Here is a 22,555-nt window from a genome sequence, read left to right on the forward strand (position 1 = left end):
TCGACATGCGCATTTACACCGTGGGCCACTCCAACCTCGACTTCGACGACTTCACCGCGATGCTTTCCGCAGCCGGGGTGAAGTCCATCGTTGACGTGCGCAAACTCCCCGGGTCCCGCAAGTACCCGTGGTTCAACGACGACCACCTCGCCGCGCAACTACCCGAGCACGGCATCGCGTACAGTCGCAGCGAGGGCCTCACCGGCCGCCGCAACGTCTCACACACCGTCCCCTTCGAGCTCAACGGCAACTGGCGCAACCGCAGCTTCCACAACTACGCCGACCATGCCCTCGGAAGCGAGTTCGCCGACGCCCTCGCCGAACTGCGCCAGCACGCCGCCGAAACCCCCACCGCCGTGATGTGCTCCGAAGCGGTGTGGTGGCGCTGCCACCGCCGCATCATCGCCGACCACCTCATCGCCCACGGGGACGAGGTTGGCCACATTATGGGGACCACGGCGGAGGGGGCGTCGATAAGCAATGCAACCTTGAACGACGGCGCCGTCGTCGGCGACGACCTCCTTGTCCGCTACCCAGAATTCACCTGAAAGAAACCTCACCGCAAAACGGCCTTTCTAAGGTTGCTCTCACACAACCTACCTAAGAAAGAAAGGCCCCTCGTGTCCGCCCGTTACCGCATCCAGCTGATCACCGCGACCACCACCGCCGCCCTCGCCGCCGCCTTCACCCCGTTCACCCCGGCGGCGCTGGCGGCCGAGACCTCCGAGTTCACCATCTCCAACGTCACTGACTTCCACGGCTACTGGGAGGAAACGAAGTACGTCCCGGGCGCAGCCCACCTCAAGTGCGCCGTAGACGAGGCCGCCGCGGGCAAGACCCACGTCTTCACCTCCGCCGGCGACAACATCGGCGCCTCCCCCTTCGCATCGAAGCTGCTCAACGACGCCCCCACCCTGGAGATCCTCAACCGGATGAACCTCCAAGTCTCCGCACTGGGCAACCACGAGCTCGACGAGGGCGCCGAGGACTTCTCAAACCGCGTCACCAAGGCCGCGGACTTCGACTACCTCGCCGCCAACGCCAAGACCGTGAAGAACACGAAGGACTACGTGGTCAAGGACCTCGACGGCGCGAAGGTCGCCTTCGTGGGCACCATCACCGACGACATGCCGAACCTGGTCAACCCGAAGTCCATCGAGGGCATCGCCTGGAACGACCCGGTCGCAACCACGAACAAACTCGCCGAGCAGCTAAAAGATAGCGGCGAGGCCGACGTGGTCATCGCACTCGTGCACGAGGGCGGCATCAAGGCCGACGAGTTCTCGGACGCCGTCGACGTGGCGTTCCTCGGCCACTCGCACCAGTCGATCGAGCCCACCGGCGAGAAGCCGCTTTTGATCCAGGCCGGCTCCTACGGCGCCAACCTTGCCAACGTGGACCTGAGCTTCGACCGCGCCACCAAGAAGCTGACCGTGAGAAACGCCGAGCTTCTCGACGCCGACACGATCCGCGCCTGCGACACCCCGCAGCCCGAAATCGACGCGGTGATCAAGGACGCCCTGGACAAGGCCGGCACCGAAGGCAAGAAGGTCATCGGGCACGCGGACGAGGACCTGTACAGGGCGGGCGACAAGGAGTCCCAGCTCAACAACTACATCGCGGAAGCGACCCGCCAGGGCGTGACCAAGAACTCGTCGGTCACCGCCGACATCGGCGTGATGAACGCGGGCGGCGTCCGCGCCGAGATCGAAGCCGGCGACGTCACCTACGAGCAGGCGTTTTCCGTCCAGCCGTTCGGCGGCGAGAACACCTACGTCGAGCTGAAGGGCTCCGACGTGGTACAGGCGCTGGAGGAGCAGTGGCGCGACGACCCGGACCGTCCCATGTTCCCGCTGGGCATTTCCGACAACGTCTCCTACACCTACGACCCGGCCGCGCCGGTCGGCTCCAAGGTCACCTCGGTCACCGTCGACGGCGCCCCGATCGACCCGGAGAAGACCTACGTGGTGGCCGGCTCGACCTTCCTGCTCGCCGGCGGCGACAACTTCAAGGCCTTCACCAAGGGTTCCGAGCCCGCGAACTTGGGCTACGTGGACCTCAACGCGCTGGTGGAGGCGCTCAGCTCCGGCCAGAAGCAGCGCACCGGCCAGTCCAACGTGGGCGTCCACCTCCCCGCCCCGCTCACCGCGGGCAAGGAGGCAACCATCGAGCTCAGCTCCCTGCTCTTCGACAAGGGCGAGGCCGCCACCACCGCCACCGCAACGCTTGGCGACGCCTCCGGTTCCGCCTCCATCTCCCCCAACAACGGCGACCAGACCGCCAACGAGTACGGCACCGCCACCGTGAAGCTGACCGTCCCGGCGGGGATGTCTGGCGCCCAGGAACTGCGCATCACCACTGACGCCGGCACCGAGGTGACCGTGCCCGTCGAGGTCGCGCCCGCCGCGGGGCAGGCCGAGCCGAGCAAGCCCGCCCCGAACAAGCCCGAGCCGAACAAGCCCGCTGTCGGCAACGGCTCGAGCGCCGACAACCTCGGCTGGATCATCCCGGTGGCCATCGCCGGCGCCTTCGGGCTCGCGAACCTGGTGGCCCTGCTGTTCCCGTTTGCGGTGGATGGGGTGCTGGGGCCGATCGCGAAGCGTTAGCGAGCCTGCCGGCGCGGGTGCGCGGCGACTGGCTTATCGTTAGCTGCATGAAGGTTTCCCGCGCCCTGGCCCCACTCGCTTGCGCCCTCTTCCTGGCTTCCTGTTCCACAGCTGGCGAGACGGTCGTCGTCACCGCAACCGAGTGGGTTGATCCCGACTCGGGAGAGGTGGTGACCACCGAGATCGGGGCACCGTCGGCCCCGGAGGGCGACACCGCAGAAAACGACGGCGCCGCCGATTGGCCCGCGGAGTACGCCAAGGTCCTCGACGACCCGGCTTCCTACAACTTCAACGTGCCCAGCCCGGGCCGCGACGAGGTCGACCACGTGCCCGACGGCGAGTACTTCTATGCGCTCGTAGAGGCCAACGGCGGCGGCGCGCCCGAGTTGCTGCTGAGCTCCATGAGCTCCGACGAGCACTCGAACCATTTCGCCCGCGTGCTCGTGTTTTCCACCGACGGCGGCTCTCTGGAAACCTCCAGCAATTCCCTCATCTACGGTGCTGCCGGCGCGGGCGGCAGCCGCGCCGGCGTCGAGGCGTCCCAGCTGGGCCGGGGTCTGTTCCAGGCACACTGGGTCAGCGGCACCGGTGACGGCTCCACGGTCTGGCACGACGTGGACGGCGCCACCCTTTCCTCCCCGACCGAGCCGGAGGAGATGAACGTGCAGTATCCCCACCCGGGCCACTTGGCCATTGATTGGCAGCCGACACAGGACCGCGCCGCCCTCGATGCCGGCGAGCTGACGGTTTCCATGCCGGAGGTGCGCGGTCCGGCGCCCGTCGATGAGCCTGATGTTGTCGTCGAAGGCACCGTGGTGGCGAAGACGGGCGCCGAGCTCATCGACAGCATGCCGAACGGTGAAGACCCCGCCAGCGAGTACCTCCTGCTCCAGCTGGATGCGCCCCGCGAGTTCACCGACCACCACCACGCCGGCTCGGTGTACTCGCGCGATGCCGAGTACGTCTCCCTGGGCCGGCGCGAGATCAGCGCGCGCGGTAACGAGCGCCTCGACGGCCTCGAGTGGGAGCAGCTCCAAGGCGAGCGCGTCCGGCTCACCGTCGCCCCGGAGCACGTGCACTTCCCCACCGACACCTCCATGCCGACAGGTGCGCTGCGCGTGAGCCAATACAAGAGCGCGGAGATTCTCTAACGAGCCTTGCGGCGCGTCGCCATGACGAACCCGGCCGCCACCAGCGCGAGCGCGCCGAGGCCGAGCACCACATAGCGCAGGGAGGCGGCGGGCTCCGAGGACTCGCTCCCTGAGGCAGCCCCAGAAGAACCCGCGACCACACCGCGGATCCACTCGGCCTGCTCCGCCACCGGCGCCACCGCCACCGCGGCGTTCGAGGTCATCTCCTCCTCGGTGGGGTTTTCCGGGTCTTCGAACAGCCCGGCCGACATCACTCCGGCAACCTTGCCTTCAGAGAAGATGGCGCCGCCGGAGTCGCCAGGCTGGATCCGCGCCCCGTGCTTTAGAGCGACGTCGAGGGCGGACGGAGCGTCGAAAAGCGCGAGCGGCGATTCTCCGCGCACCGTCGCCTCCGCGGCGGGCAGCTTGGTCGACCCGCCGGAGCCGTCGGAGGACCAGCCGTAGATGTTCACCTCGCCGGACGGCACCGTGTCCGCAATCGTCGCGTAGGTGGAAAGCCCCAGGTCTTCGGTGGTGTGCAGCAGCGCGATGTCGCCGCGGGGCGCGACCTCGTGACGGTCCACCTGGAACACCTTCTGGTTTTCGCCCTGGCCGGTGCGCACCGAGCCGCCGGGCTTGGCGGCCGCCTCGACGCAGTGGCGGGCGGTGATCACCCAGTGCGGGTCGATGGCGGTGCCGGTGCACACGCCGTCGTCGGGGTCGGAGTCGTCCACGCGCACCGAGACCACCGGCTCGGCCTCCGCCGCGTCGCCGGCGAACCGCTCCGATTCCATCGCCCCCGCGGGCTGCGCCGCCAAAGCAACACCAACTGCAACACTAAACGCCAACTTTTTCATTATTTTCCTTTCCAACCACCGCCGTAAGGCGGCGAACAGTACTTTCCAGCGGCCCGCGCTTAAACACGGTGAGCCAGCCGTACGCGATCACGGCGGCGCCGATCACGCTCGCCCACACCCCGACCCACTGCGCGCTCAGCACGTGCAGGCAATACAGGGTCAGCGTCATCCGCCCCAGCGGCGCGAGCCACCACAGCCATCGCTGCGCCAGGCAGCACAGGGAACAGATGCCTATCGACGCCCCGGCGGTCCCCACCACATCGGCAAGCCCGCCGGCGTGGCCGGTGGCGTCGAGAAGCGGGGGCAACGGCACCCACCACCGCAGCGCAACATCGGCCGCGAACAGCACGCACCCGACGACCGCCCCGGCGCGCAGCGGCATGCGGCGCGCGAACAGGATCCCGGCGACCATGAGCACTGCCCACATCAGCGGCGGGTACGGCGAGCTGGACGGGGCCAGCGCCGCGGAGCCCAACGTGCCGGCGAAGGCGAGCCAGGCAAGCCACGCCGAATCCAGCTTCGGCGCCCACGCGAGGACGATCATGCAGACCCCGATCGTGCCCAGGACCACCTCGATGGTTCCGGAGAACGGCACCAGCGCGAAGTGCAGCGCAATCAGGCACGCCCCGCGCACCACGAACTGCGCCGGCCGGGCGCGCATCAGCCCCATGGACACCCCGGCGAGGAACGCGAAGAGCCCCGCGGGGAAGCCGAACAACAGCTGCGCTGCGATGCCGCCCGGCGCGGTGAGGTGCGCGACGATCATCGCGATGAGCGCCACCGCCCGGGCCGCGTCGATTCCAACGATTCTGGTCTGCATGCCGCTTGAAGCTACGAACCCGCGTGTTGCGCCCGCGTTAACCCGGATGTTTACGCGCGCGCAACATCGCGGCGCATACGATCGCAACCATGACAATTCGGGTGCTTATCGTGGACGACGAGGCCTTCCTCGCCGACGCCATCGCCACCGGCCTGTCGCGCGCCGGGATGCACACACGCGTCGCCTACGACGGGTTTGAGGCGCTGAAGCTAATCGACGAGCTGCCGCCCGACGTCGTCGTTTTGGACCGGGACCTGCCCGGGGTGCACGGCGACGTGGTGTGCAGGCGCATCGTGGAGTCCGAGCCCGCCACGCGGGTGATCATGCTGACCGCGTCCGGGACGCTGGACGACCGGCTGGAGGGCTTCGACCTCGGCGCCGACGACTACTTGGCCAAGCCGTTCGAGCTGCCGGAGCTGGTGGCGCGGGTGAAAGCCCTGGCGAAGCGCAACGCGCCGTCGCGCGGCGAGGTGTACCGCTGCGGGGACGTGCGCCTGGACACCTTCCGCCGCGAGGTGACCCGCGGCGAGGAACCGGTGAGCCTGAGCCCGAAGGAGTTCGCGGTGCTCAGGGTGCTCATGGAGGCCGGCGGCGGGGTGATCTCCGCCGAGGACCTGCTGGCGGAGGCCTGGGACGAAAACGCCGACCCGTTCACCAACTCCCCGCGCGTGACGGTGTCGCACCTGCGCAAGAAGCTCGGCGAGCCGCGCATCGTGCACACCGTCACCGGCGCCGGCTATTACGTGGCGGAGGCCGAGCGATGAGGCTGAGCCTGCGGGCGCGGATCACGGTGATGTTCGTGGCCACCGTTCTCGGCGTCGGCCTGGCGCTGATCGGACTGGTGTACGCGTACTTGAAGCTGACCCCGGTGCCGGTGATGGCGTCGTTTCCGGGTGCCGACGACGGCGTGGTCATCGACGGCGCCGTGCCGGTCACCGACGAGATCCTGCGCCGCATCCTCCTCGCCTCCCTCGGGGCGCTCGCGCTGCTCACCGCGCTTGCGGGCGTGGTGGGCTGGTTCGTGGCGGGGCTGGTGATCACCCCACTGCGCTCGATCGCCGACGACGCCCGCACCGTCACCCGCGGCGACTTGAAAGCCCGCATCGACTACGACGGCCCCCGCGACGAGGTCGGCGAGCTGGCCGAGGCGCTCAACGCCATGTTGGACGAGCTCGCCGACGCCGTCGAGCGCCAGCGCCGCTTCGCCGCCAACGCCTCCCACGAGCTGAAGACCCCGATCGCGACGATCCAGACCGTCGCCGACGTTGCGCTTTCCGGCGACGACGCCGACCTGCGCCCCGCGCTGGGCCGGATCCGCGAGGTCAACGCCCGCAACGCCGCGACCGTCTCCTCGCTGCTGCAGCTGGCCAACGTGCAGGTCCGCGACCGCGCACCCGTCGACCTGGCCGCCGTGTGCCGCGAGGTCGGCGCCGCCCACGGCATGGCCGTTACCGCCGAGCCGTTGACGGTCGAGGCCTCCCCCACCCTGATCCGCCAGGCCGTGGACAACCTCGCGCGCAACGCCGCGATCCACGGCACCGGCGGGTCGATCACGCTCCGGCGCGCCGGGGCCTGCGCCGAGATCACCGTCGAATCCGGCGGCGATCAGCTCGACCCGGCGGAGGTCGCCACCTGGACCGAGCCGTTTGCCCGCGCCCGCCGCACCTCAGGTTCCGGCCACGGGCTGGGTCTTGCCCTGGTCAAGGCGATTGCGAAGGCCCACGGCGGCTCGGTTGAGTTGGCGGCGCGGGCCGGGGGCGGGCTCGTCGTAAAGCTACTGCTCCCTGCGTAGCGCGCCCTCGAAGCGGGCCTTCGCCGCCTCGATGTCCTCGGCGTTGTGGGAGGTGGGCACGTCCGCGCGGTCCGGGAAGACCGTCTTGCCCTGCGGCAGGTTGATCGCCGGCTGGTTCGGCTCCTGGCCGCCCTCACCGCGCAGGTGCGGGTGCGCGTAGTCGGCGCAGTGGTCCAGGAACACGCGCGGCGGGGCGAAGAAGTTGCAGCCGGTCAGCGCCTCGGAGAAGTCCAGGATGCGGTCGTAGTTTCCCTCCGGCTCGCCGATGAACATCCGCCGCAGCATCACTTCGGTGACGCGGGGGTCGCGGGCGTAGCTCATGAAGAAGGTGCCTTGCTTGCCCAGCGCGTCGCCGAAGGAGAGGTTGTTGCGCACGATCTCGAGGCCGTTGCCGTCCTCGTCTTCGACCTGGTTGACGGCGACGTGGCTGTTCGGCGCCTTCTCGTCCAGTTCGATGTCGGAGTGCTTCGTGCGGCCGATGACCTGTTCTTGCTCCTCCACCGGCAGGTCGTTCCAGTCCTTCAGGTTGTGCACGTACTTCTGCTCGACGATGTAGCTGCCGCCCTTCCAGATGCCGTCGCGGATGATCGCCACCTCGACGCCTTCCTGGCCGCGGGGGCTTTCGGTGCCGTCGACGAAGCCGAGCGGGTCGCGGAAGTCCTGGTACTGGAAGGCGTGGACCTCGTCGTGGTAGTCGATGTGGTCCTCCACGATCGCGTTGATGCGGCGGCCCAGCTCGAAGGCGACGTCGAACTCGTCGGAGCGGATGTGGAAGAACAGATCGCCCGGGGTGGACGGCGCGTGGTGCTTCGCACCCTGAAGCTCCACAAACTCGTGCAGGTGCTCCGGCTTGTCCAGCGCGAAGAGGCGGTCCCACATCTTCGCACCGATGCCGGCCACCGCGGTCAGGTGCGCCTTGGGATAGCGGAAGCCCACCCCGTTGGTCAGGCTGGACAGGCTGGACAGCACCTCCAGCGCCGCCGCCTCGCCGCCTTCCTTGAAGCCGAGGGTGAGAAACAGCGCGTCCCGCGACTGCGGGAGGATCACGGTTTGGGTAACTTCTGCCTGGTTTCTACTCGTCATGGGGGTTAAGTATTCCCTATTGGCCCGAGTTGTGCCGGACCAGGGCGTCCACTACCGGTCCGGTCTCGCCGAAGACGTAGGCCCGAGCGAGCAGATCGTGAAACTCGCGGCTCACCGACGGGTCCGCGTCGTCGTGCGGCACCGCCATCAGCGCACCTGTCCCTTGGCCGATTAAGTAACTGTTCGCGGCGAAGATCGCGGTGCGCTTGTTGCCGTCTTCGAAAGGCTGGGCTCGAGCGACTTCAACGAAGAGATGTGCGGCGGACCGGAGGGCGTCGTCAAGCTTGAGCTGCTGTTGAATGAGCGCGTCAAGCTCTTCAGCCGTGACCGCCGCGGGTTCGTGCCGGCCGTGGGCGGTGTGCACGCCGATGCCCTGTTCCGCTCGGCGCAGCTTGCCGGGGTTGAGCGCGGCGCTGCGGGTGAGCTGTGCGTTGATACGCCCGAGATATGCCGCGGTGATTGGCTCGCCGGCGGTGGCGATGACGAACTCCGCAGCCGCCTCCAGGTCCTGCAGCAACGCCAGATCACCGCGGCCACGCACCCCGTCCGTATCGCCCGAGCGAAGGTAGCGGTCGGTGGCAGGACGGCTGGTGGACAGCCCGTCGAAGACGACACCGGCGGTGTAGATGACGTCGAGCAGATCGATCGCGTGCATGCCTTTACGCTACAGCTCCCGGATATACAGCAGCATCCGCGATCCGGCCTCGATGTTGGTGAAGCAGTGCCGCTCGTAGAACCGCCGCGCGCCCGCGTCCACCTCGTCGACGTTGATCTGCATCTCGCCCGCCCCGCGCGCCGCGAGCTCAGACAGCACCCGCGCCATCATCTGCGTGCCCAGCCCGCGGCCGCGGTGCGCCGGGGCGACGTAGAGCTCCTCCAGCATCGCCACCGGGCCGTCGTAGTACGGGCTCGGCCGCAGCGTTAAATACGCGAACCCGACCTCGCCCGCCAGCACCACGATCACGTCGTCGCGGGCGATGAGCTGCGCGAACCTGCGTTCTAAGTTGTCGGGCACCGGGGTGTCGAACTCGGAGTTGAAGTCGTGCAATAGCTTTGCGACGAGCTCCGCCTCCCCCACCGTCGCCATCCGAATCACGGGCGCAGTCACAACACCGCCCACCCAACCGCCGCGGCGCCGATGACCACCGCCCAGGCCGGGGCCTTGAAGTTTTTCAGCGTCACGAACGCCGCGGCCGCCACAGCCATCGTCGCCGGCCCATGGATGCCGGAGGTGAACACCGGGGTGTACAGCGCCGCGGCGAGGATGCCCACCACGGCCGCGTTCGCGCCGGCCAGGGCGTTGGCCGCGCGCGGGTTGGCGCGCAGCCGGTCCCAAAACGGCATGATCCCGACGACCAACAGCGCCGCCGGCAGGAAGATCGCCACCGTGGCCAGGGTTGCGCCCCACAGCCAGTGCACGCCCTCGGCCGAGGCGCCGAGAAAGGACGCGAAGGTGAACAGCGGGCCGGGCACCGCCTGGGCGGCGCCGTAGCCGGCGAGGAAGGTGTCGTGGTCCACCAGGCCGGTGGGCACCGTGGCCTGCTCCAACAGCGGCAGCACCACGTGCCCGCCGCCGAAGACCAGGGCACCCGAGCGGTAGAAGCTGTCGAACATCCCCCAGCTCGTGCCCATGCGCCAGGCCAGCGGCAGCAGCGCGAGCAGCGCCGCGAACACTCCTAAGCTGACAAGCCCAACGGTGCGGCTGGCGGTGGAGGTGCGGTTGGGGGCCGGAGGGGCGTCGATAGGCGAAAGTGCGAAGCTGGCCACGAGCATGCCCGCAACGATCGCGCCGACCTGGGCCGCCGGGTGTGAGACGAGCAGGACGATGAGGAAGGCGGCGAGCGCGACGGCCGCGCGCAACCGGTCCGTGACGATGCTTTTGGCCATCCCCATCACCGCCTGCGCGACGACCGCGACCGCCGCCGCCTTCAGTCCCGCGAGCCAGCCGGCGTCCGAGATGTCGCCGAGGCGCGCCACCCCGAGCGCGAACGCGACCATGAGGATGACGCTCGGCAGCGTGAAGCCCAAAAACGCCGCGAGCATGCCACCGTAGCCCGCGCGCTTGAGGCCGATTGCCATGCCGACCTGGCTCGATGCGGGGCCCGGCATGAACTGGCACAGGGCGACGAGGTCGGCGTATTCGTCGTCGCTGAGCCACCTTCGCTTATCAACGAACTCGTCCCGGAAGTACCCCAAATGCGCCGTCGGCCCGCCGAAGGATGTCAGGCCGAGGCGGGTGAATATGTGTAATACCTCAAGCACAAGATGTGATGCTAGCGGACGTCGCCACGCTGAGCAGGAGTCCGTGCGTGACTCGACGCGGCGCGGGGTAGCACTGCGAGCACCACGGCGGAAGCCGCCGCAGCAGCCGCGAATGCCGCCACCATGCTCGCAGCCGAGTTCGGGATTCCCAGGGCTTGGACCGAGCCGAAGGTGTTCCACGCCGCGTGCACCGCAACCGCGACCCAGAGGCTGTTGAACGCCCACACCAAAAGCGCATAGAGCAGCGCGTCAAGGAAATAATGGGCGAAGGCGACCGGTGAGCCGTACGCCTGCGGGTGCATCGCCACGAACGGGATCGCGGCGAGCACCGCGCCCACGGCCGGGTGCCTGGTCCACGCCGTAAACGCCTGGAAGAACACGCCGCGAAACGCCATTTCCTCCGCGAGCGCCGCGAGCACAATAACGACGAGCTCCAACGGAAGATCGCTCCGGATATCTCCAATAACTTGGTCCCAGGACGCGCCGTAACCGACCACGCCGACCGCGCCCATGACAGCGGCGATGACCACAAACGCCAACGCGTACGCGGCGAACGGCACCCAAGGTTTCGTTCCAGTTCGCCCTGTGAACACCGACGCAACCGGCCTGCGCCCGATGAACCGGACTGCGACGAGCACCGCCAGGATCTCCACGACCACGGAGCCGTACCCGAAGTACTTGTCCGCCGCGCCGCTCGACGTATCCACCCCCGCGGCTTCAAGGGAAACACCAATCACCGCGACGAACGCGACGGTGAGCACGGCGACCGCGACGATTTCGGCGAGCGGCCTCCACCAGGCGTAGTTGGGTTGGTTTCTTGACGCGAACGCGTACTCCCCCGCGTGTGACACTGTGAGGAAACTCCTTCTCGAGGTTACAACAACCGGGCCATCATATGCCTGACTGTTGATATGTGCACGGGCCGATCAGCCCCGGCGCCGGGCCCGCGCTAGACTCTGCCCGCGGAAAACCACAATCGAGCACGTATCGCGTATGGGAGGTTCCCGGTTGCACCACTTCAGCCCGCTGTTTGAGATGGGCCCTGCCCGGCGCGACCACATCCCCGCCTTCCGCACCGCGCTCGGCGTTGCGATCCCCATGTTCACCCTGCTCGCGCTGGGCTGCATGGATCTGGCTATCTACGCGAACTTCGGCGCGTTCACCGGCGTGTACGGCAGGCACATGACCCGCCAAGTGCGGCTGAAGCACCACGTCCTTGCGGGCATCGCCCTGACAACGTCGGTGACCGTGGGCGCCACCATGGCGTGGCTGGATCTTAGCCCGTGGGCGTTGATGCTGGTGACCTCACTGGTGTCGGCGGTGTGGGCGACCATCGCGCTGGCCGCGGACATGAAGCCGACCGGGTCGGTGTTTGTGATTTTCTCGGTGGCTGCGGTCGGCTCGCTGAACAACCCCGTCCACCCAGTACTCGCCTTCGCCATCGCGGGCGCCGCCGCACTATTGTGCCTGGCGCTCGGCCAAATCTCCCACCTCATCGGCGAGGGGCCAGGCGGCGACGCGAAGGAACCGGAGCGTCCCTCCCGGTCCCCCGAGGCGGGCCGGATGCCGTGGCGGCGCCTCCGGGTCGAAGCCAGCCGCTTCTTTTTCTCCCCGCTACTCGCGGGTGTGCTGGGGCTGATCTCCGTGACTATTTTCGACCCGCTGACCCACTCCTACTGGGCCATGGTCGCCGCCGTCGCGCCGCTGGTGAACTCGCGGTTCAAGATGCAGTACTACCGCGCCATCGAGCGCGTCCTGGGCACTCTCACCGGCATCGCGGTGGCAGGCTTCCTTCTGTCCCACCCGATGCAGGGCTGGCAGATCGTCGTGTGGATTGTGATTCTGCAGTACCTCACCGAGATGTACGTGACCCGCAACTACACCATCGCAGCCAGCTTCATCACCCCGACCGCCCTGCTGATGGTGCAGACAGTCGAGCCCTCCCCCGTCTGGCCGATGCTGCTCGCCCGCACCGCGGAGACCGCGATCGGCGCGTTCGCGGCACTCGTCGTCATCGCGGTCGGCTACGTGCGCAAGTACCCCGAGGTCGTGCTGCCGCGTCGCTAACGCACTTGCTTTGCGACGCAAACTCCGCCCCGCCCCCGCGGCCCTACCTCCCGTCGCCAGTTGAGATGTTCCAGGCGAGTCCGAACTTGTCCTCCACGACGCCAAAGTGCGCTCCCCACGGCGCCTTTGCGAACGGCATGGTGACCTTGCCGCCGCCGCGGGTGAGCTTCGCGATGAGCTGCTCGCCCTCGTCTGCCGACTCCACCTCGGCGGTGAAGCCGAAATCGCCGCGCTCCAGCGTGCTGGAGTTGTTCTGCAGGTCGTCGCCGCCGCCGAGCGTGAACGGTCCGGTCAGGGTGCCGTGGGCGACGGCGTCGCGCGGCGGGTCGAACGGGAACTGCGCGCCGCGGTCGAGCTGCTCGCCGTAGGTGATGATGTCGAGCTCGCCGCCGAACACCTCGTGGTAGAACTCGAGTGCCTCGCGGGCGTTGCCGGGGAAGGAAACGTAAAGCGATGTCTTCATGCGTGTCAGTGTAAGCGGACGCGTGGGAGGCGAGGAGCTCCTGCGCAAGCTGCGAGGTTCCGCTAGAAAGTGCGCGCAATGAACGACCTGAAGACTACTGTTTCTGTGTATGGAGACTGAAAGTAAAGAACTGGCTTTCTTGGCGGACAGCGAAGGCCTGCTGATCCTGAGCGAGGACGACAGCTTCCCGGCCTCTTCCTCGCCCGCGTTTGAGCCAATGTCACCGCAAGTGCTTTTCCGCGCGAACAATGTGCTGAGCACGATCTCCAACCGTAAGTTCAAGTCCGGCAAGTACTACAAAGCGACAGACGAAACTGCAGCGCTACTTCAGCACCGCACGTCAACGGGACCGGTGCCAGGAGTCCTGCGTCGAAGCGATCTTGGGCTCGCTGACAACCCAAGCCAGTTCTTCAAACACACGTCTTTCCAAGAGGTGAAGTTCTCTCCAGTCATGGCCTCGACTGCCGCCGGCATCGCCGCGCAGGCTGCAATTGAGGCAGCAATCGCGGAAATCAAGGAGTACCTGGAGGTTATCGATGAGAAACTCGATGACCTCCTTCGGCAGCGCAAGATTAATGCGCTAGCTCAACTTGGCGGCATCCAGTACACGATTGAGGAAGCTGACGAACTCTACCGGCGCAGCAGCAGCGTGTCCGCAACCACTTGGTCGAAGGTTGACCACCTCGGATCAGCACTGAACAGCATCGAGTCTTACGCGATCGAACAACTTGATGACGCGGTTGATCAGCTCCGGAAGCACAAAAACAACTCAAAGAAACTCGAAACGCTTCTTGCCGGTTTGAAAGACGATCTCTCGATTTGGCTGGGCGTAGCTGCACGGAGCATCTATCTCCACGACAGGATGTACGTCCTTGAACTCGCTCACGTGAACGAGTTTGAGCCCGCCCAGCTGGACTCCCACCGTGAAGGAATCGTCGAAGCACGAAAGGCTCGATTGGGGTCAACGACCCGCCGTTTGCTCGAGATGGATTCAGCTGTCCGCGACGCAGCGAAGCTGAGCAATCAGGTTTGGGTGACTAACCCGCTTCGCGCACGCCACATCACTGCACATGCGAACAGTATTCACGACAACATCAGCGCATTTGCTCAGCATTTACGCCTAAGCGTGGAGGAAGCAGAGCAGCTCCAAGTCCAGGGGTGGCGCCAATCTGTGATGTCTCTAGCGGGAGGCACGGTCGATGCTGCGAATCGCGCCCGGCGGTCCGCGGTAGACCAGGCCCAGAAGGCGACCGAGAAGATTCGCGACATGAACGAAGACCGGCTGCTTGCAAAGGCCGCAGAGATCGAAGCGCGACGGGCAAAAGAAGCGCAAGAAGCAATCGAGCAAGCCTCTGACGAAGACCATGCTGAAACTGAATCCCGCTCGAAGCGGCGTGGCTTCCGCTTGGGCCGAGACGAGAAAAAGCCGAAGGCGTAAAAGTGTTCCTGAAGATCCGATTGAGTAACGAGGAAGCAACGCTCCTATCCGAATTTGCGCGTTCCGAAGGCATGACTGTTTCCGAATTCGCTCGATCCGCCATCATGGAAAAGGTCGAAGACCTCCAAGATGTTGAAGAACTTCGTGCCGCCCTCGAGTTCGACTCCGGTGAGAGGTTCACCGCGGACGAGATTTGTCGTGAGTTGGGGTGATCGAGAATCGGAAGCTTGTTTGGAGCTGCAGTCTAGGTTGATTGACTCAGGGGGCAAGGACGTAGGGTGGTCGGCATGAACGACCTGACCATCGCGCCCGGCCCGGGGATCCCCGACGGCGTGGTCATCGCGGCCGCCGACCTGACGGAGCGGTTCGCGAAGGCGTCGGGCCCGGGCGGCCAGGGTGTCAACACCACCGACAGCAAAGTGCAGCTCTCCCTCGATATCGCTGCGTGCGCATCGCTTACCGACGCCCAACGCCGCCGCGCCCTCACCAACCTCGAACACCGGCTGGACGGCACCGTCCTCACCGTGGCCGCATCGAACCAACGCTCGCAGGTCCGCAACCGCGCCGAGGCGCGCGAGCGTTTGGCTGCCCTGTTGCGCGAGGCGCTCGCCCCGCCGCCTCCCCCGCGGCGCAAGACGAAGCCGACCAGGGGCTCGGTGCGGCGCCGTCGAGAAGCGAAGATGCGTCGCTCGGAGTTGAAGTCCACGAGGAAGCGTCCTCAGATTCCCTAGAGCTGTCGCCATCGACCACAAGCGCCCTGGGCCAGTAGGCTTCGGCGCATGGAACAGACTTACACATGGCACCACGTAGACAACCCCTCAATCCAGAACGAGGCCCGAGTGCAGTTTCACCGAACTGGCTTGACGGCTAGCGGTACCCAGGTCGGGGAAGGGTACGAAGCCAGCTGGGAACTGAGTGCTGTAGAGAACTGGGTAACCCAAAACGTGGAGGTCAACGTCGTGGGCGACGGTTGGGAGCGCCACCTTGAGCTCACACGGACCAAAGATGGCGAGTGGACATCGACTACTAAAGAATCGGGTACCCAGCCGAACGGTCTCCCATCCCCTGGCATTGTGCAACCAGCTGATCTTGAAACTGCACTGGACTGTGATCTCGGACTATGCCCATTGACAAACACGATGCCCATCCGGCGCCTCGGGTTGCTCGAAGAAGATGTCTCCAAGACTCCGCTCATCATGGCCTGGATTGATATGCCTTCCCTCCAGGTGATCGCCTCGGATCAGTACTACAGTTCAATCGACTCACACAAAGTTCGCTACGCAAGCGGAACACGAGGAGTCGATGTAGAGCTCGAAGTCGACGAAGATGGGGTTGTCGTCTACTACCCCGACATGGCTCGACGCATTTAGAGTCGCTGACCTGCTACGCCGAGGCAGCCTGGAACGGCTGAATCCGTTCGATTTCCGCCAGGATTTTGTCTTCTGCCACATCCAGGTCGTACTGGGCCTGTAACCCGAGCCAGAATTGGGGGCTCATCTCGAAAAACTTCGCTAGACGAAGGGCCGTGTCAGCCGTTACAGCGCGCTTACCGTGAACAATTTCGTTGATCCGGCGGGGCGGAACGCCGATGGAGACGGCCAGCTTGTGCTGGGTGATCTCCATTTCCTTGAGAAAGTCCTCCATAAGGATCTCACCCGGGTGAACCGGAGGGAGCTTGTCAGTGGTAGTCAACGATCTCAACCTCCTCTGGCCCCGCGGCGGACCACCGAAAACAGATCCGCCACTGGTCGTTGATTCGAATGCTGAACTGACCCCGCCGGTCACCTTTCAAGGCCTCGAGCCGGTTTCCCGGAGGAATCCGTAACTCATCGAGCGTCTGCGCGTACCCAAGCTGGCGAAGCTTGCGCAGCGCTACTGAGTGAATGCGGGAATCGATCGAGCGAACCCGCTCTCGATTCCACAGACGCTCAGTGTCCTTGTCAGCGAATGACTGGATCATGTCTCACCCTATCCCCCATAACGCGAAGCGTCAATAACGCACAACGTTAAGTTTGTGCTCACCCGAATGCAAATGCACAGCCACTTTACGCAACCACACCGTCGCAAGCCCCGCATTACGGTGACTTCCGTGAAGACAATAAACGGGAAGCCGATCAGTGAAGATCAGGTTGATGCTTGGGTCGCCGAAGCCGAAACAGGCTACGACATCGAGTTCTTACGCTCTCGCGGGAGTGACCCTCGCGATTCAAAACGCTCCACTACGCCGGAAGGCTGAGTCCCCGCCTGGAGACCAGGCTGCACTTTCTAAGCCCCGCCCCCATAATGATGCTCATGAGCGACCCGAACCTCACTATCCGGCAAATTACCTTCGACTGTCACGATCCGTCTAGGCTCGCCGAGTTCTGGTCAGCCGCAGCCGGCTGCGAAATCGCCGCGGATTACGGCGATTTCGTGATGGTTGATTCGACTCCAGCGCTAGGGTTTCAGCGCGTCGAGGATCCCACGCCTGGCAAGAACCGCATGCATATCGACGTTGGCGGGGCGGAACGCGAAACCTTAGTGGAGCGCCTCACAGACTTGGGCGCTACCGAACTCACCACCCACGAGGCGCCAGGACTCGTATGGACCGTGATGCAGGATCCGGAAGGCAACGAGTTCTGCGTGGGCAGCCCCGAGGCCTAGTTACACGTTGAACTTGAACTCGACGACGTCACCGTCGACCATGACGTAATCCTTGCCTTCCTGGCGGACCTTGCCGGCGGCGCGGGCCTCGGCCATTGAGCCGGCCGCGTCCAGGTCGTCGAAGCCGACGATCTCGGCCTTGATGAAGCCCTTTTCAAAGTCGGAGTGGATCACGCCGGCGGCCTTCGGGGCGGTGTCGCCCTTGCGGATCGTCCAGGCGCGGGCCTCCTTCGGGCCGGCGGTGAGGTAGGTCTGCAGGCCGAGGGTGTCGAAGCCGGCCTTGGCCAGGGTTTGCAGGCCCGGTTCGTCTTGGCCGACGGCGGCGAGGAGCTCGGCGGCGTCTTCGTCGTCAAGCTCCAAAAGCTCGGTCTCGGTCTGGGCGTCCAGGAAGACGGCCTCGGCGGGGGCGACCAGGTCGCGCAGCTCCTGCTTGCGCGCGTCGTCGGTGAGCACGTCCTCGTCGGAGTTGAACACGTAGAGGAACGGCTTCGCGGTCATCAGGTGCAGGTGGTGCAGCAGCGCAAGGTCCACTTCCCCGCCCTTGGAGGCGGCGAAGAGGGTGCGGCCGTCTTCGAGCACGGCCTGGGCCTTCTTGGCTTCCTCGGCCTGGGCGGCGATGTCCTTGTCCTTGCGGCCGTCCTTTTCCAGGCGCGGCAGGGCCTTTTCAATGGTCTGCAGGTCGGCGAGAATCAGCTCGGTGTTGATGACCTCGATGTCCGAGGACGGGTCGACTTTGCCGTCGACGTGGATGACGTTGTCGTCGGAAAACGCGCGCACGACCTGGCAGATCGCGTCCGCCTCGCGGATGTTGGCCAGAAACGCGTTGCCCATGCCTTCGCCTTCGGAGGCGCCCTTGACAATGCCGGCGATGTCCACGAAGGACACGGTAGCGGGCAGCACGCGCTCCGAGTCGAAGATCTCCGCCAGCCGGTCCAGGCGCGGATCCGGCAGCTCCACCAGGCCCACGTTGGGCTCGATGGTGGCGAACGGGTAGTTCGCGGCAAGCACCTCGTTGCGCGTCAGGGCGTTAAACAGGGTGGACTTGCCAACGTTGGGCAGACCGACAATTCCAAGAGTAAGGCTCACGTCGCAACATCCTAGCGGAGGCTTGCGCGGGGTTCGGAGGGGGCCGTGAGGTGGGCCGTCGCAAAGCAAAATGCAATGGGGCATAATGGTGCGCGTGAGTGAACCGATCCAGACCGCCGTGCGCGACGACCGCGTGGACCGCAACGTTGTGTTCAACGACTGGATCGCTTCCGCGGCGAAATTCACGCTGCGCATCCTGGTCATCGCGGTGTTTTTGTACGCGGTGGGCCAGCTTATCGGCACGTTTTGGGCCGGTGTTTTGCCGGTCGTCATCGCGCTCATCGTGTGCACCGTGCTCGCCCCAATCGCAGCTGCTTTACGACGCCAAAGGGTCCCCTCCGGCCTCGCCGCCCTGTTGACGATGCTGTTGTTCTTCGGGGTGCTGGCATTTATCGGCATGTTGATCGCCCCGGACATCGTGGGCCAGTCTCGCCTGCTGTACATCCAGGCGTTCGAGGGCATTCAGCGCCTTCAGCTATGGGCGCAGGGCCCTCCGCTGAACATGGACCCAGAAAACATCAACGAGGGCGTCAACGAGATCCAGCGGTGGATCCAGAACCAGGCGGGCGCGATCGCCGGCGGGGTGTTCTCCGGCATCAACACCGCCGCCGGGCTGTCGGTGACGCTGATGGTGCTGTTCGTGCTCACCTTCTTCTTTCTCAAAGACGGGCACCGCTTCCTGCCGTGGCTGCGCTCCGCCACCGGCGGCCGCACCGGCCTGTACCTGACGGAGCTGCTCACCCGCGCCTGGAACACCCTGTCCGGGTTCATCCGCGCGCAGGCGGTGTGCTCGCTGGTGGACGCGATCGTCATCGGCACCGGTATCGCGATCGTGGGCGTGCCGATGGCGTTCACGCTCGCGCTGATCACGTTCATGGCGGGCTTCATCCCGATCGTCGGCGCCGTGGTCGCGGGCGCGCTGGCGGTGCTGATCGCTCTGGTCACCCTCGGGTTCACCAAGGCGCTGATCGTGCTGGCGATCGTGCTGGCCACCCAGCAGCTGGAGGGCAACGTCCTCTCCCCCATGCTGCAGTCGCGGGCGATGAACCTGCACCCGGTGATCGTGCTGGTTTCGGTCACGGTCGGTGGCACGCTGTTCGGCCTTGTCGGCGGCTTCCTTGCCGTGCCGACCGCCGCGATGGTCGCGGTGGTGTACCGCTACCTGCTGGAGGTGCTGCGCATCAACGCCGGCGAGCTGGGCGCAGATGACATCGAATTCACCACCGACGAGGGCCGGGTCATCGCGGAGATCGTCGAGGCAGAGTCCGTGCACAAACGCCAGGAGTGGCGCGGCGAGCGCGAATGGGTCAACGCCCCCGTCGCCGACGAGGAGGCCGACGAGAAGACCGAGCGCTTCGGCACCTCCAGCCTGCGGAAGCTGCGCGACAGCGGCCTCGAGCGGTTGCGTGGGTGGCAGTCGGGCGACAGCAGCAAAGACACCCCAAGCGAACATATGAGCGAACCCGAACGCTAGCGTGTCTGGCAGGTGTGGTTGACTGCCAGCTATGTCGACCGCCACCGTGCTCTTGCTCCTCGCCACCGGCCTGCTCGCGGGCTTCATCGCCGGCGTGTTCACCGGCGCCGCCTGGATGCGCCGCGCCACCCCGCAACAGCCCCCGCAGGACCTACGCCCCGTCGCCCGCGCGCTGAAGGACATGCGCGAACAGCTCGACGAGATGGACAAGCAGCAGGCGGTCTCCGCATCCTCGCTTGCGGGCCAGGTGCAGGCGATCGGGCGCACGTCGGCACGCCTGGGCGACCGCACCGACCAGCTCATCACCGCCCTGCGCTCCCCGCAGACCCGCGGCCGCTGGGGCGAAATCCAGCTCGAGCGGGTAGTTGAGCTCGGCGGCATGCTCGAGCACGTCGATTTTGACACCCAGGAGCACATGCTTATCGACGGCTCCCGCGTCCGCCCCGACATGATCATCCGCCTCACACAGGGCAGAAGCATCGTCGTCGACGCGAAGGTGCCGTTCCAGGCATACCTGGACGCGCTGGGCACCGAGGACCCGGAGGAGCGCCAGGCGTTCATGCGCCGCCACGCCCACCTGGTGCGCGCGCACGTGGACACGTTGTCTGCGAAGTCCTACATCGAAGCGTTCCAGCCCACCCCGGACTTCGTTGTGCTGTTCGTGCCGGCGGACCCGTTCCTGGACGCGGCACTTTCCATCGACCCCGAACTGTTGGACTACGCCTTCGCCCGCGACGTGGTCATCGCCACCCCCACCACCCTGTTCGCGCTACTGCGCACCGTGGCGCTGGGGTGGCGCCAAGAATCGCTCAACGACGCCGCGAAGGAAATCCAGCGCTTAGGCGGGCAGCTGCACCAGCGCTTGGCCACCATGGCGGAGCACTACAACCGGGTCGGCTCGTCGTTGGACAAGGCGGTGGAGGCCTACAACGCCACGCTCGCGTCGATGGATTCGCGCGTGATGGTCACCGCCCGCAAGCTGGAGGAGGCCCAGGTGCCGTCGCGGCGCGGCGAGGCCCCGGCATTGAAACCGGTTTCTTCGCGTGCCCGGCACGCTGCCGAGCACACCGGCGAGTAGACTCGTCTGGCGTGTCGCATGTCTCTCACCGGAACTCAACCTCCCCGTCCGCAACGTTTCACGGGTTGCCCACGGGGTCCGGCATTGGCATCATCTTCGCCGCGCTGTTCACCGGCGTGCTGCTGTCGCTTTCCACCGGGGTGATCGGCTGGCCGTTTCTGGCCCTGTACGCCGTCGCGGTGATTGTGGTGGCCACACTGGTCAACCCGCGGGGGCTGTTCCTCAACGTGGCCAGCGCGCCGATCCTGTTCGTGATCGCGGTGGTGGTCGCCGGCTGGGTGATGTCGCGCGACCAGATCGCGGCCGGCGGCTCCTCCGGCAAGGCTGCGCTGCTGTTGGTGTTCTACCCGGTCACGGAGCTGTTTCCGGTGCTGTTCGCCGTCACGCTGGGCTCTGTGATCATCGCGTTTGTGCGCATCCGCCTGATCAAGCGCCACAACGAACAGCTGGTGCGCCGCGAAACCGCTGAGCGCACCCGGATCAACCGCAGCAACCGCCGCACGAATTCTGAAGGCCGCCGCGCGCGCGAGCGCGCCAAAGCAGTGTCAGTGGACGAGCTGCTGCGCCGCGCCGATTCTGAGCGCAGCGTGAAGCGCACCGAGCGCGCCGGGCGCACCGAGCGGGCACAGAAAAAGTCCCCGCGATCCGGCTCCACTTCGATTGCGGACCGGCTCGGCGAGGACCTCTACAAGGGCTAACAACGAGCCCCGGGTTCTACCCCTGCGCCACCGCCGGGGTTTCGCGGCGCGGCAGGCGCAGATCGCGCGGCAGGGAGAACGTGATGGTCTCCACTGTGGTGGTCACTTCCTCCGCGTCCGCGTAACCGCGGCGGCCGAGCTCCTCCACCAGCTCCTTGACCAGAATCTCCGGCACGGACGCGCCCGAGGTCACGCCGACGGTGTTCACTCCGTCGAACCACTCGTCCTCGATCTGGGAGGCGTAGTCCACCAGGTAGGAGGCCTGCGCGCCGGCTTCCAACGCCACCTCGACCAGGCGGCGGGAGTTCGAAGAGTTCTGGGAGCCGACCACGATGACCAGCTCGCAGCGCGGGGCGATCTCTTTGACCGCGGCCTGGCGGTTCTGGGTGGCGTAGCAGATGTCGTCGCTCGGCGGGTTCTCCAGGTTCGGGTAGCGCTCGTGGAGCTTGTCCACGATCACCATCGTCTCGTCCACCGACAGGGTGGTCTGGGACAGCCACACCAGCTTCTGGTCGTCCGGGAAGTCGGGCAGGCGGTCCACGCCGTCCACACCGTCGACAAGGTGCGTGATCTCCGGGGCCTCACCGGCGGTTCCCTCGACCTCCTCATGGCCCTCGTGGCCGACGAGCAGGATGTGGTAGCCGTCGCGGGCGAAGCGCTTGGCCTCGTTGTGCACCTTGGTCACCAGCGGGCACGACGCGTCGAGGGTGAGCAGGTTGCGCCCCTTGGCGGACTCGCGCACCGCCGGGGAGACACCGTGGGCGGAGAAGACCAGGTGCGCACCTTCGGGGACCTCGTCGGTTTCGTCGACGAAGATCACGCCGCGTTCCTGCAGCGTTTCCACGACGTACTTGTTGTGGACGATCTCTTTGCGCACGTAGACGGGTGCGCCGTACTTCTCCAGGGCCTTCTCTACGGTCTCCACGGCGCGGTCGACGCCGGCGCAGTAGCCGCGGGGGGATGCGAGGAGGACTTTTTTACCCTGTTCTGTCATGGAACCAACCCTAACTAATCAGCGTCAAAAACAATAGGCGGGCCGTGTCGGCTCGCCGGGTAAC

At 66.1% G+C, this 22,555-nt stretch carries 26 protein-coding genes; 14 read left to right on the top strand and 12 right to left on the bottom strand.

The window, feature by feature from the left end; all coding sequences use genetic code 11:
- Window positions 1-5: 5 nt before the first annotated feature.
- The 3 genes from ACF3NP_RS05820 to ACF3NP_RS05830 all read left to right on the top strand — a co-directional run bounded on the left by ACF3NP_RS05820 (window position 6) and on the right by ACF3NP_RS05830 (window position 3,757).
- Window positions 6-548: a DUF488 domain-containing protein gene (locus tag ACF3NP_RS05820; RefSeq protein WP_239306031.1), complete on the top strand. Its 543-nt coding sequence runs from the start codon at window positions 6-8 to the stop codon at window positions 546-548.
- 72 nt (window positions 549-620) lie between these two features.
- Complete coding sequence (locus ACF3NP_RS05825) at window positions 621-2,606, top strand: bifunctional metallophosphatase/5'-nucleotidase (protein WP_392399093.1); 1,986 nt, start codon at window positions 621-623, stop codon at window positions 2,604-2,606.
- A 47-nt stretch (window positions 2,607-2,653) separates the two neighbouring features.
- Window positions 2,654-3,757 carry a hypothetical protein gene (locus ACF3NP_RS05830; RefSeq protein WP_181888136.1) on the top strand — a complete coding sequence of 368 codons (1,104 nt, stop codon included), beginning with the start codon at window positions 2,654-2,656 and terminating at the stop codon, window positions 3,755-3,757.
- Here ACF3NP_RS05830 and ACF3NP_RS05835 read toward each other — a convergent pair.
- Both ACF3NP_RS05835 and ACF3NP_RS05840 read right to left on the bottom strand, forming a co-directional pair.
- On the bottom strand, window positions 3,754-4,593 hold the full coding sequence (locus tag ACF3NP_RS05835) for a trypsin-like serine protease (RefSeq protein WP_392399094.1): 840 nt from the start codon (window positions 4,591-4,593) through the stop codon (window positions 3,754-3,756). The two genes, ACF3NP_RS05830 and ACF3NP_RS05835, sit on opposite strands and share 4 nt — an antisense overlap.
- Window positions 4,574-5,413, bottom strand: a complete 840-nt coding sequence (locus ACF3NP_RS05840; protein ID WP_392399095.1) for a DUF418 domain-containing protein — start codon at window positions 5,411-5,413, stop codon at window positions 4,574-4,576. The genes ACF3NP_RS05835 and ACF3NP_RS05840 overlap by 20 nt, the downstream gene beginning before the upstream one ends.
- 89 nt (window positions 5,414-5,502) lie before the next feature.
- Here ACF3NP_RS05840 and ACF3NP_RS05845 point away from each other — a divergent pair, with 89 nt between their 5' ends.
- Together ACF3NP_RS05845 and ACF3NP_RS05850 are read left to right on the top strand one after the other, a co-directional pair.
- Window positions 5,503-6,177: a response regulator transcription factor gene (locus ACF3NP_RS05845; RefSeq protein ID WP_449257610.1), complete on the top strand. Its 675-nt coding sequence runs from the start codon at window positions 5,503-5,505 to the stop codon at window positions 6,175-6,177.
- Window positions 6,174-7,205 carry a sensor histidine kinase gene (locus ACF3NP_RS05850; protein ID WP_392399096.1) on the top strand — a complete coding sequence of 344 codons (1,032 nt, stop codon included), beginning with the start codon at window positions 6,174-6,176 and terminating at the stop codon, window positions 7,203-7,205. Before ACF3NP_RS05845 ends, ACF3NP_RS05850 begins: the two co-directional genes overlap by 4 nt.
- On the opposite strand, the gene ACF3NP_RS05855 is transcribed toward ACF3NP_RS05850, so the two are convergent.
- From ACF3NP_RS05855 to ACF3NP_RS05875, 5 genes are read right to left on the bottom strand one after another with little or no spacing between them, the layout of a single operon-like run.
- Window positions 7,188-8,288, bottom strand: a complete 1,101-nt coding sequence (locus ACF3NP_RS05855; RefSeq protein WP_392399097.1) for a Dyp-type peroxidase — start codon at window positions 8,286-8,288, stop codon at window positions 7,188-7,190. The two genes, ACF3NP_RS05850 and ACF3NP_RS05855, sit on opposite strands and share 18 nt — an antisense overlap.
- Before the next feature lie 16 nt (window positions 8,289-8,304).
- Window positions 8,305-8,943: a Fic family protein gene (locus tag ACF3NP_RS05860; RefSeq protein WP_392399098.1), complete on the bottom strand. Its 639-nt coding sequence runs from the start codon at window positions 8,941-8,943 to the stop codon at window positions 8,305-8,307.
- Window positions 8,944-8,952: 9 nt separating this feature from the next.
- Complete coding sequence (locus tag ACF3NP_RS05865; RefSeq protein WP_392399133.1) at window positions 8,953-9,375, bottom strand: GNAT family N-acetyltransferase; 423 nt, start codon at window positions 9,373-9,375, stop codon at window positions 8,953-8,955.
- A gap of 17 nt (window positions 9,376-9,392) precedes the next feature.
- Window positions 9,393-10,550: a chromate efflux transporter gene (gene chrA / locus ACF3NP_RS05870; protein WP_392399099.1), complete on the bottom strand. Its 1,158-nt coding sequence runs from the start codon at window positions 10,548-10,550 to the stop codon at window positions 9,393-9,395.
- A gap of 11 nt (window positions 10,551-10,561) precedes the next feature.
- The gene (locus ACF3NP_RS05875) at window positions 10,562-11,401 is read right to left on the bottom strand and encodes a CPBP family intramembrane glutamic endopeptidase (protein WP_311389531.1); all 840 of its coding nucleotides are present in this window, start codon (window positions 11,399-11,401) and stop codon (window positions 10,562-10,564) included.
- Between the two features lie 142 nt (window positions 11,402-11,543).
- Here ACF3NP_RS05875 and ACF3NP_RS05880 point away from each other — a divergent pair, with 142 nt between their 5' ends.
- Window positions 11,544-12,617 (top strand): FUSC family protein, encoded by a 1,074-nt coding sequence (locus ACF3NP_RS05880; protein WP_392399100.1) that lies wholly within the window; start codon window positions 11,544-11,546, stop codon window positions 12,615-12,617.
- Window positions 12,618-12,660: 43 nt separating this feature from the next.
- Here the strand turns inward: ACF3NP_RS05880 and ACF3NP_RS05885 are convergent, their stop codons facing one another.
- The gene (locus ACF3NP_RS05885; RefSeq protein ID WP_311389533.1) at window positions 12,661-13,080 is read right to left on the bottom strand and encodes a VOC family protein; all 420 of its coding nucleotides are present in this window, start codon (window positions 13,078-13,080) and stop codon (window positions 12,661-12,663) included.
- 109 nt (window positions 13,081-13,189) lie between these two features.
- On the opposite strand from ACF3NP_RS05885, the gene ACF3NP_RS05890 reads away from it, so the two are divergent.
- From ACF3NP_RS05890 to ACF3NP_RS05905, 4 genes are all read left to right on the top strand, one after another.
- Window positions 13,190-14,518: a hypothetical protein gene (locus ACF3NP_RS05890; protein WP_311389534.1), complete on the top strand. Its 1,329-nt coding sequence runs from the start codon at window positions 13,190-13,192 to the stop codon at window positions 14,516-14,518.
- Window positions 14,519-14,520: 2 nt separating this feature from the next.
- Entirely contained in the window at window positions 14,521-14,730 is a 210-nt protein-coding gene (gene relB, locus ACF3NP_RS05895) for a type II toxin-antitoxin system RelB family antitoxin (protein WP_392399101.1), read from the top strand.
- A 75-nt stretch (window positions 14,731-14,805) separates the two neighbouring features.
- A complete protein-coding gene (gene arfB / locus ACF3NP_RS05900; protein WP_392399102.1) occupies window positions 14,806-15,249 on the top strand; it encodes an alternative ribosome rescue aminoacyl-tRNA hydrolase ArfB in 444 nt (147 codons plus the stop codon).
- A 48-nt stretch (window positions 15,250-15,297) separates the two neighbouring features.
- On the top strand, window positions 15,298-15,888 hold the full coding sequence (locus ACF3NP_RS05905) for a putative glycolipid-binding domain-containing protein (RefSeq protein ID WP_392399103.1): 591 nt from the start codon (window positions 15,298-15,300) through the stop codon (window positions 15,886-15,888).
- Between the two features lie 13 nt (window positions 15,889-15,901).
- Here ACF3NP_RS05905 and ACF3NP_RS05910 read toward each other — a convergent pair whose 3' ends face one another.
- On the bottom strand, window positions 15,902-16,162 hold the full coding sequence (locus ACF3NP_RS05910) for a HigA family addiction module antitoxin (RefSeq protein WP_239306094.1): 261 nt from the start codon (window positions 16,160-16,162) through the stop codon (window positions 15,902-15,904).
- A 34-nt stretch (window positions 16,163-16,196) separates the two neighbouring features.
- Window positions 16,197-16,478 (bottom strand): type II toxin-antitoxin system RelE/ParE family toxin, encoded by a 282-nt coding sequence (locus ACF3NP_RS05915; RefSeq protein WP_005290974.1) that lies wholly within the window; start codon window positions 16,476-16,478, stop codon window positions 16,197-16,199.
- A 332-nt stretch (window positions 16,479-16,810) separates the two neighbouring features.
- Here ACF3NP_RS05915 and ACF3NP_RS05920 point away from each other — a divergent pair, with 332 nt between their 5' ends.
- Entirely contained in the window at window positions 16,811-17,161 is a 351-nt protein-coding gene (locus ACF3NP_RS05920) for a VOC family protein (protein WP_181888124.1), read from the top strand.
- Here ACF3NP_RS05920 and ychF read toward each other — a convergent pair whose 3' ends face one another.
- The gene (gene ychF, locus ACF3NP_RS05925) at window positions 17,162-18,247 is read right to left on the bottom strand and encodes a redox-regulated ATPase YchF (protein ID WP_392399104.1); all 1,086 of its coding nucleotides are present in this window, start codon (window positions 18,245-18,247) and stop codon (window positions 17,162-17,164) included.
- A 94-nt stretch (window positions 18,248-18,341) separates the two neighbouring features.
- Here ychF and ACF3NP_RS05930 point away from each other — a divergent pair, with 94 nt between their 5' ends.
- The 3 genes from ACF3NP_RS05930 to ACF3NP_RS05940 are packed head-to-tail and all read left to right on the top strand — an operon-like array spanning window position 18,342 to window position 21,497.
- On the top strand, window positions 18,342-19,721 hold the full coding sequence (locus ACF3NP_RS05930) for an AI-2E family transporter (protein WP_392399105.1): 1,380 nt from the start codon (window positions 18,342-18,344) through the stop codon (window positions 19,719-19,721).
- Between the two features lie 31 nt (window positions 19,722-19,752).
- The gene (locus ACF3NP_RS05935) at window positions 19,753-20,799 is read left to right on the top strand and encodes a DNA recombination protein RmuC (protein ID WP_392399106.1); all 1,047 of its coding nucleotides are present in this window, start codon (window positions 19,753-19,755) and stop codon (window positions 20,797-20,799) included.
- Window positions 20,800-20,810: 11 nt separating this feature from the next.
- Window positions 20,811-21,497: a DUF6542 domain-containing protein gene (locus ACF3NP_RS05940; RefSeq protein WP_392399107.1), complete on the top strand. Its 687-nt coding sequence runs from the start codon at window positions 20,811-20,813 to the stop codon at window positions 21,495-21,497.
- A 16-nt stretch (window positions 21,498-21,513) separates the two neighbouring features.
- Here the strand turns inward: ACF3NP_RS05940 and ACF3NP_RS05945 are convergent, their stop codons facing one another.
- Window positions 21,514-22,491 carry a 4-hydroxy-3-methylbut-2-enyl diphosphate reductase gene (locus ACF3NP_RS05945; RefSeq protein ID WP_392399108.1) on the bottom strand — a complete coding sequence of 326 codons (978 nt, stop codon included), beginning with the start codon at window positions 22,489-22,491 and terminating at the stop codon, window positions 21,514-21,516.
- Window positions 22,492-22,555: the final 64 nt, after the last annotated feature.

Source organism: Corynebacterium lehmanniae, assembly GCF_043161975.1.
GTDB classification, from domain to species: domain Bacteria; phylum Actinomycetota; class Actinomycetes; order Mycobacteriales; family Mycobacteriaceae; genus Corynebacterium; species Corynebacterium lehmanniae.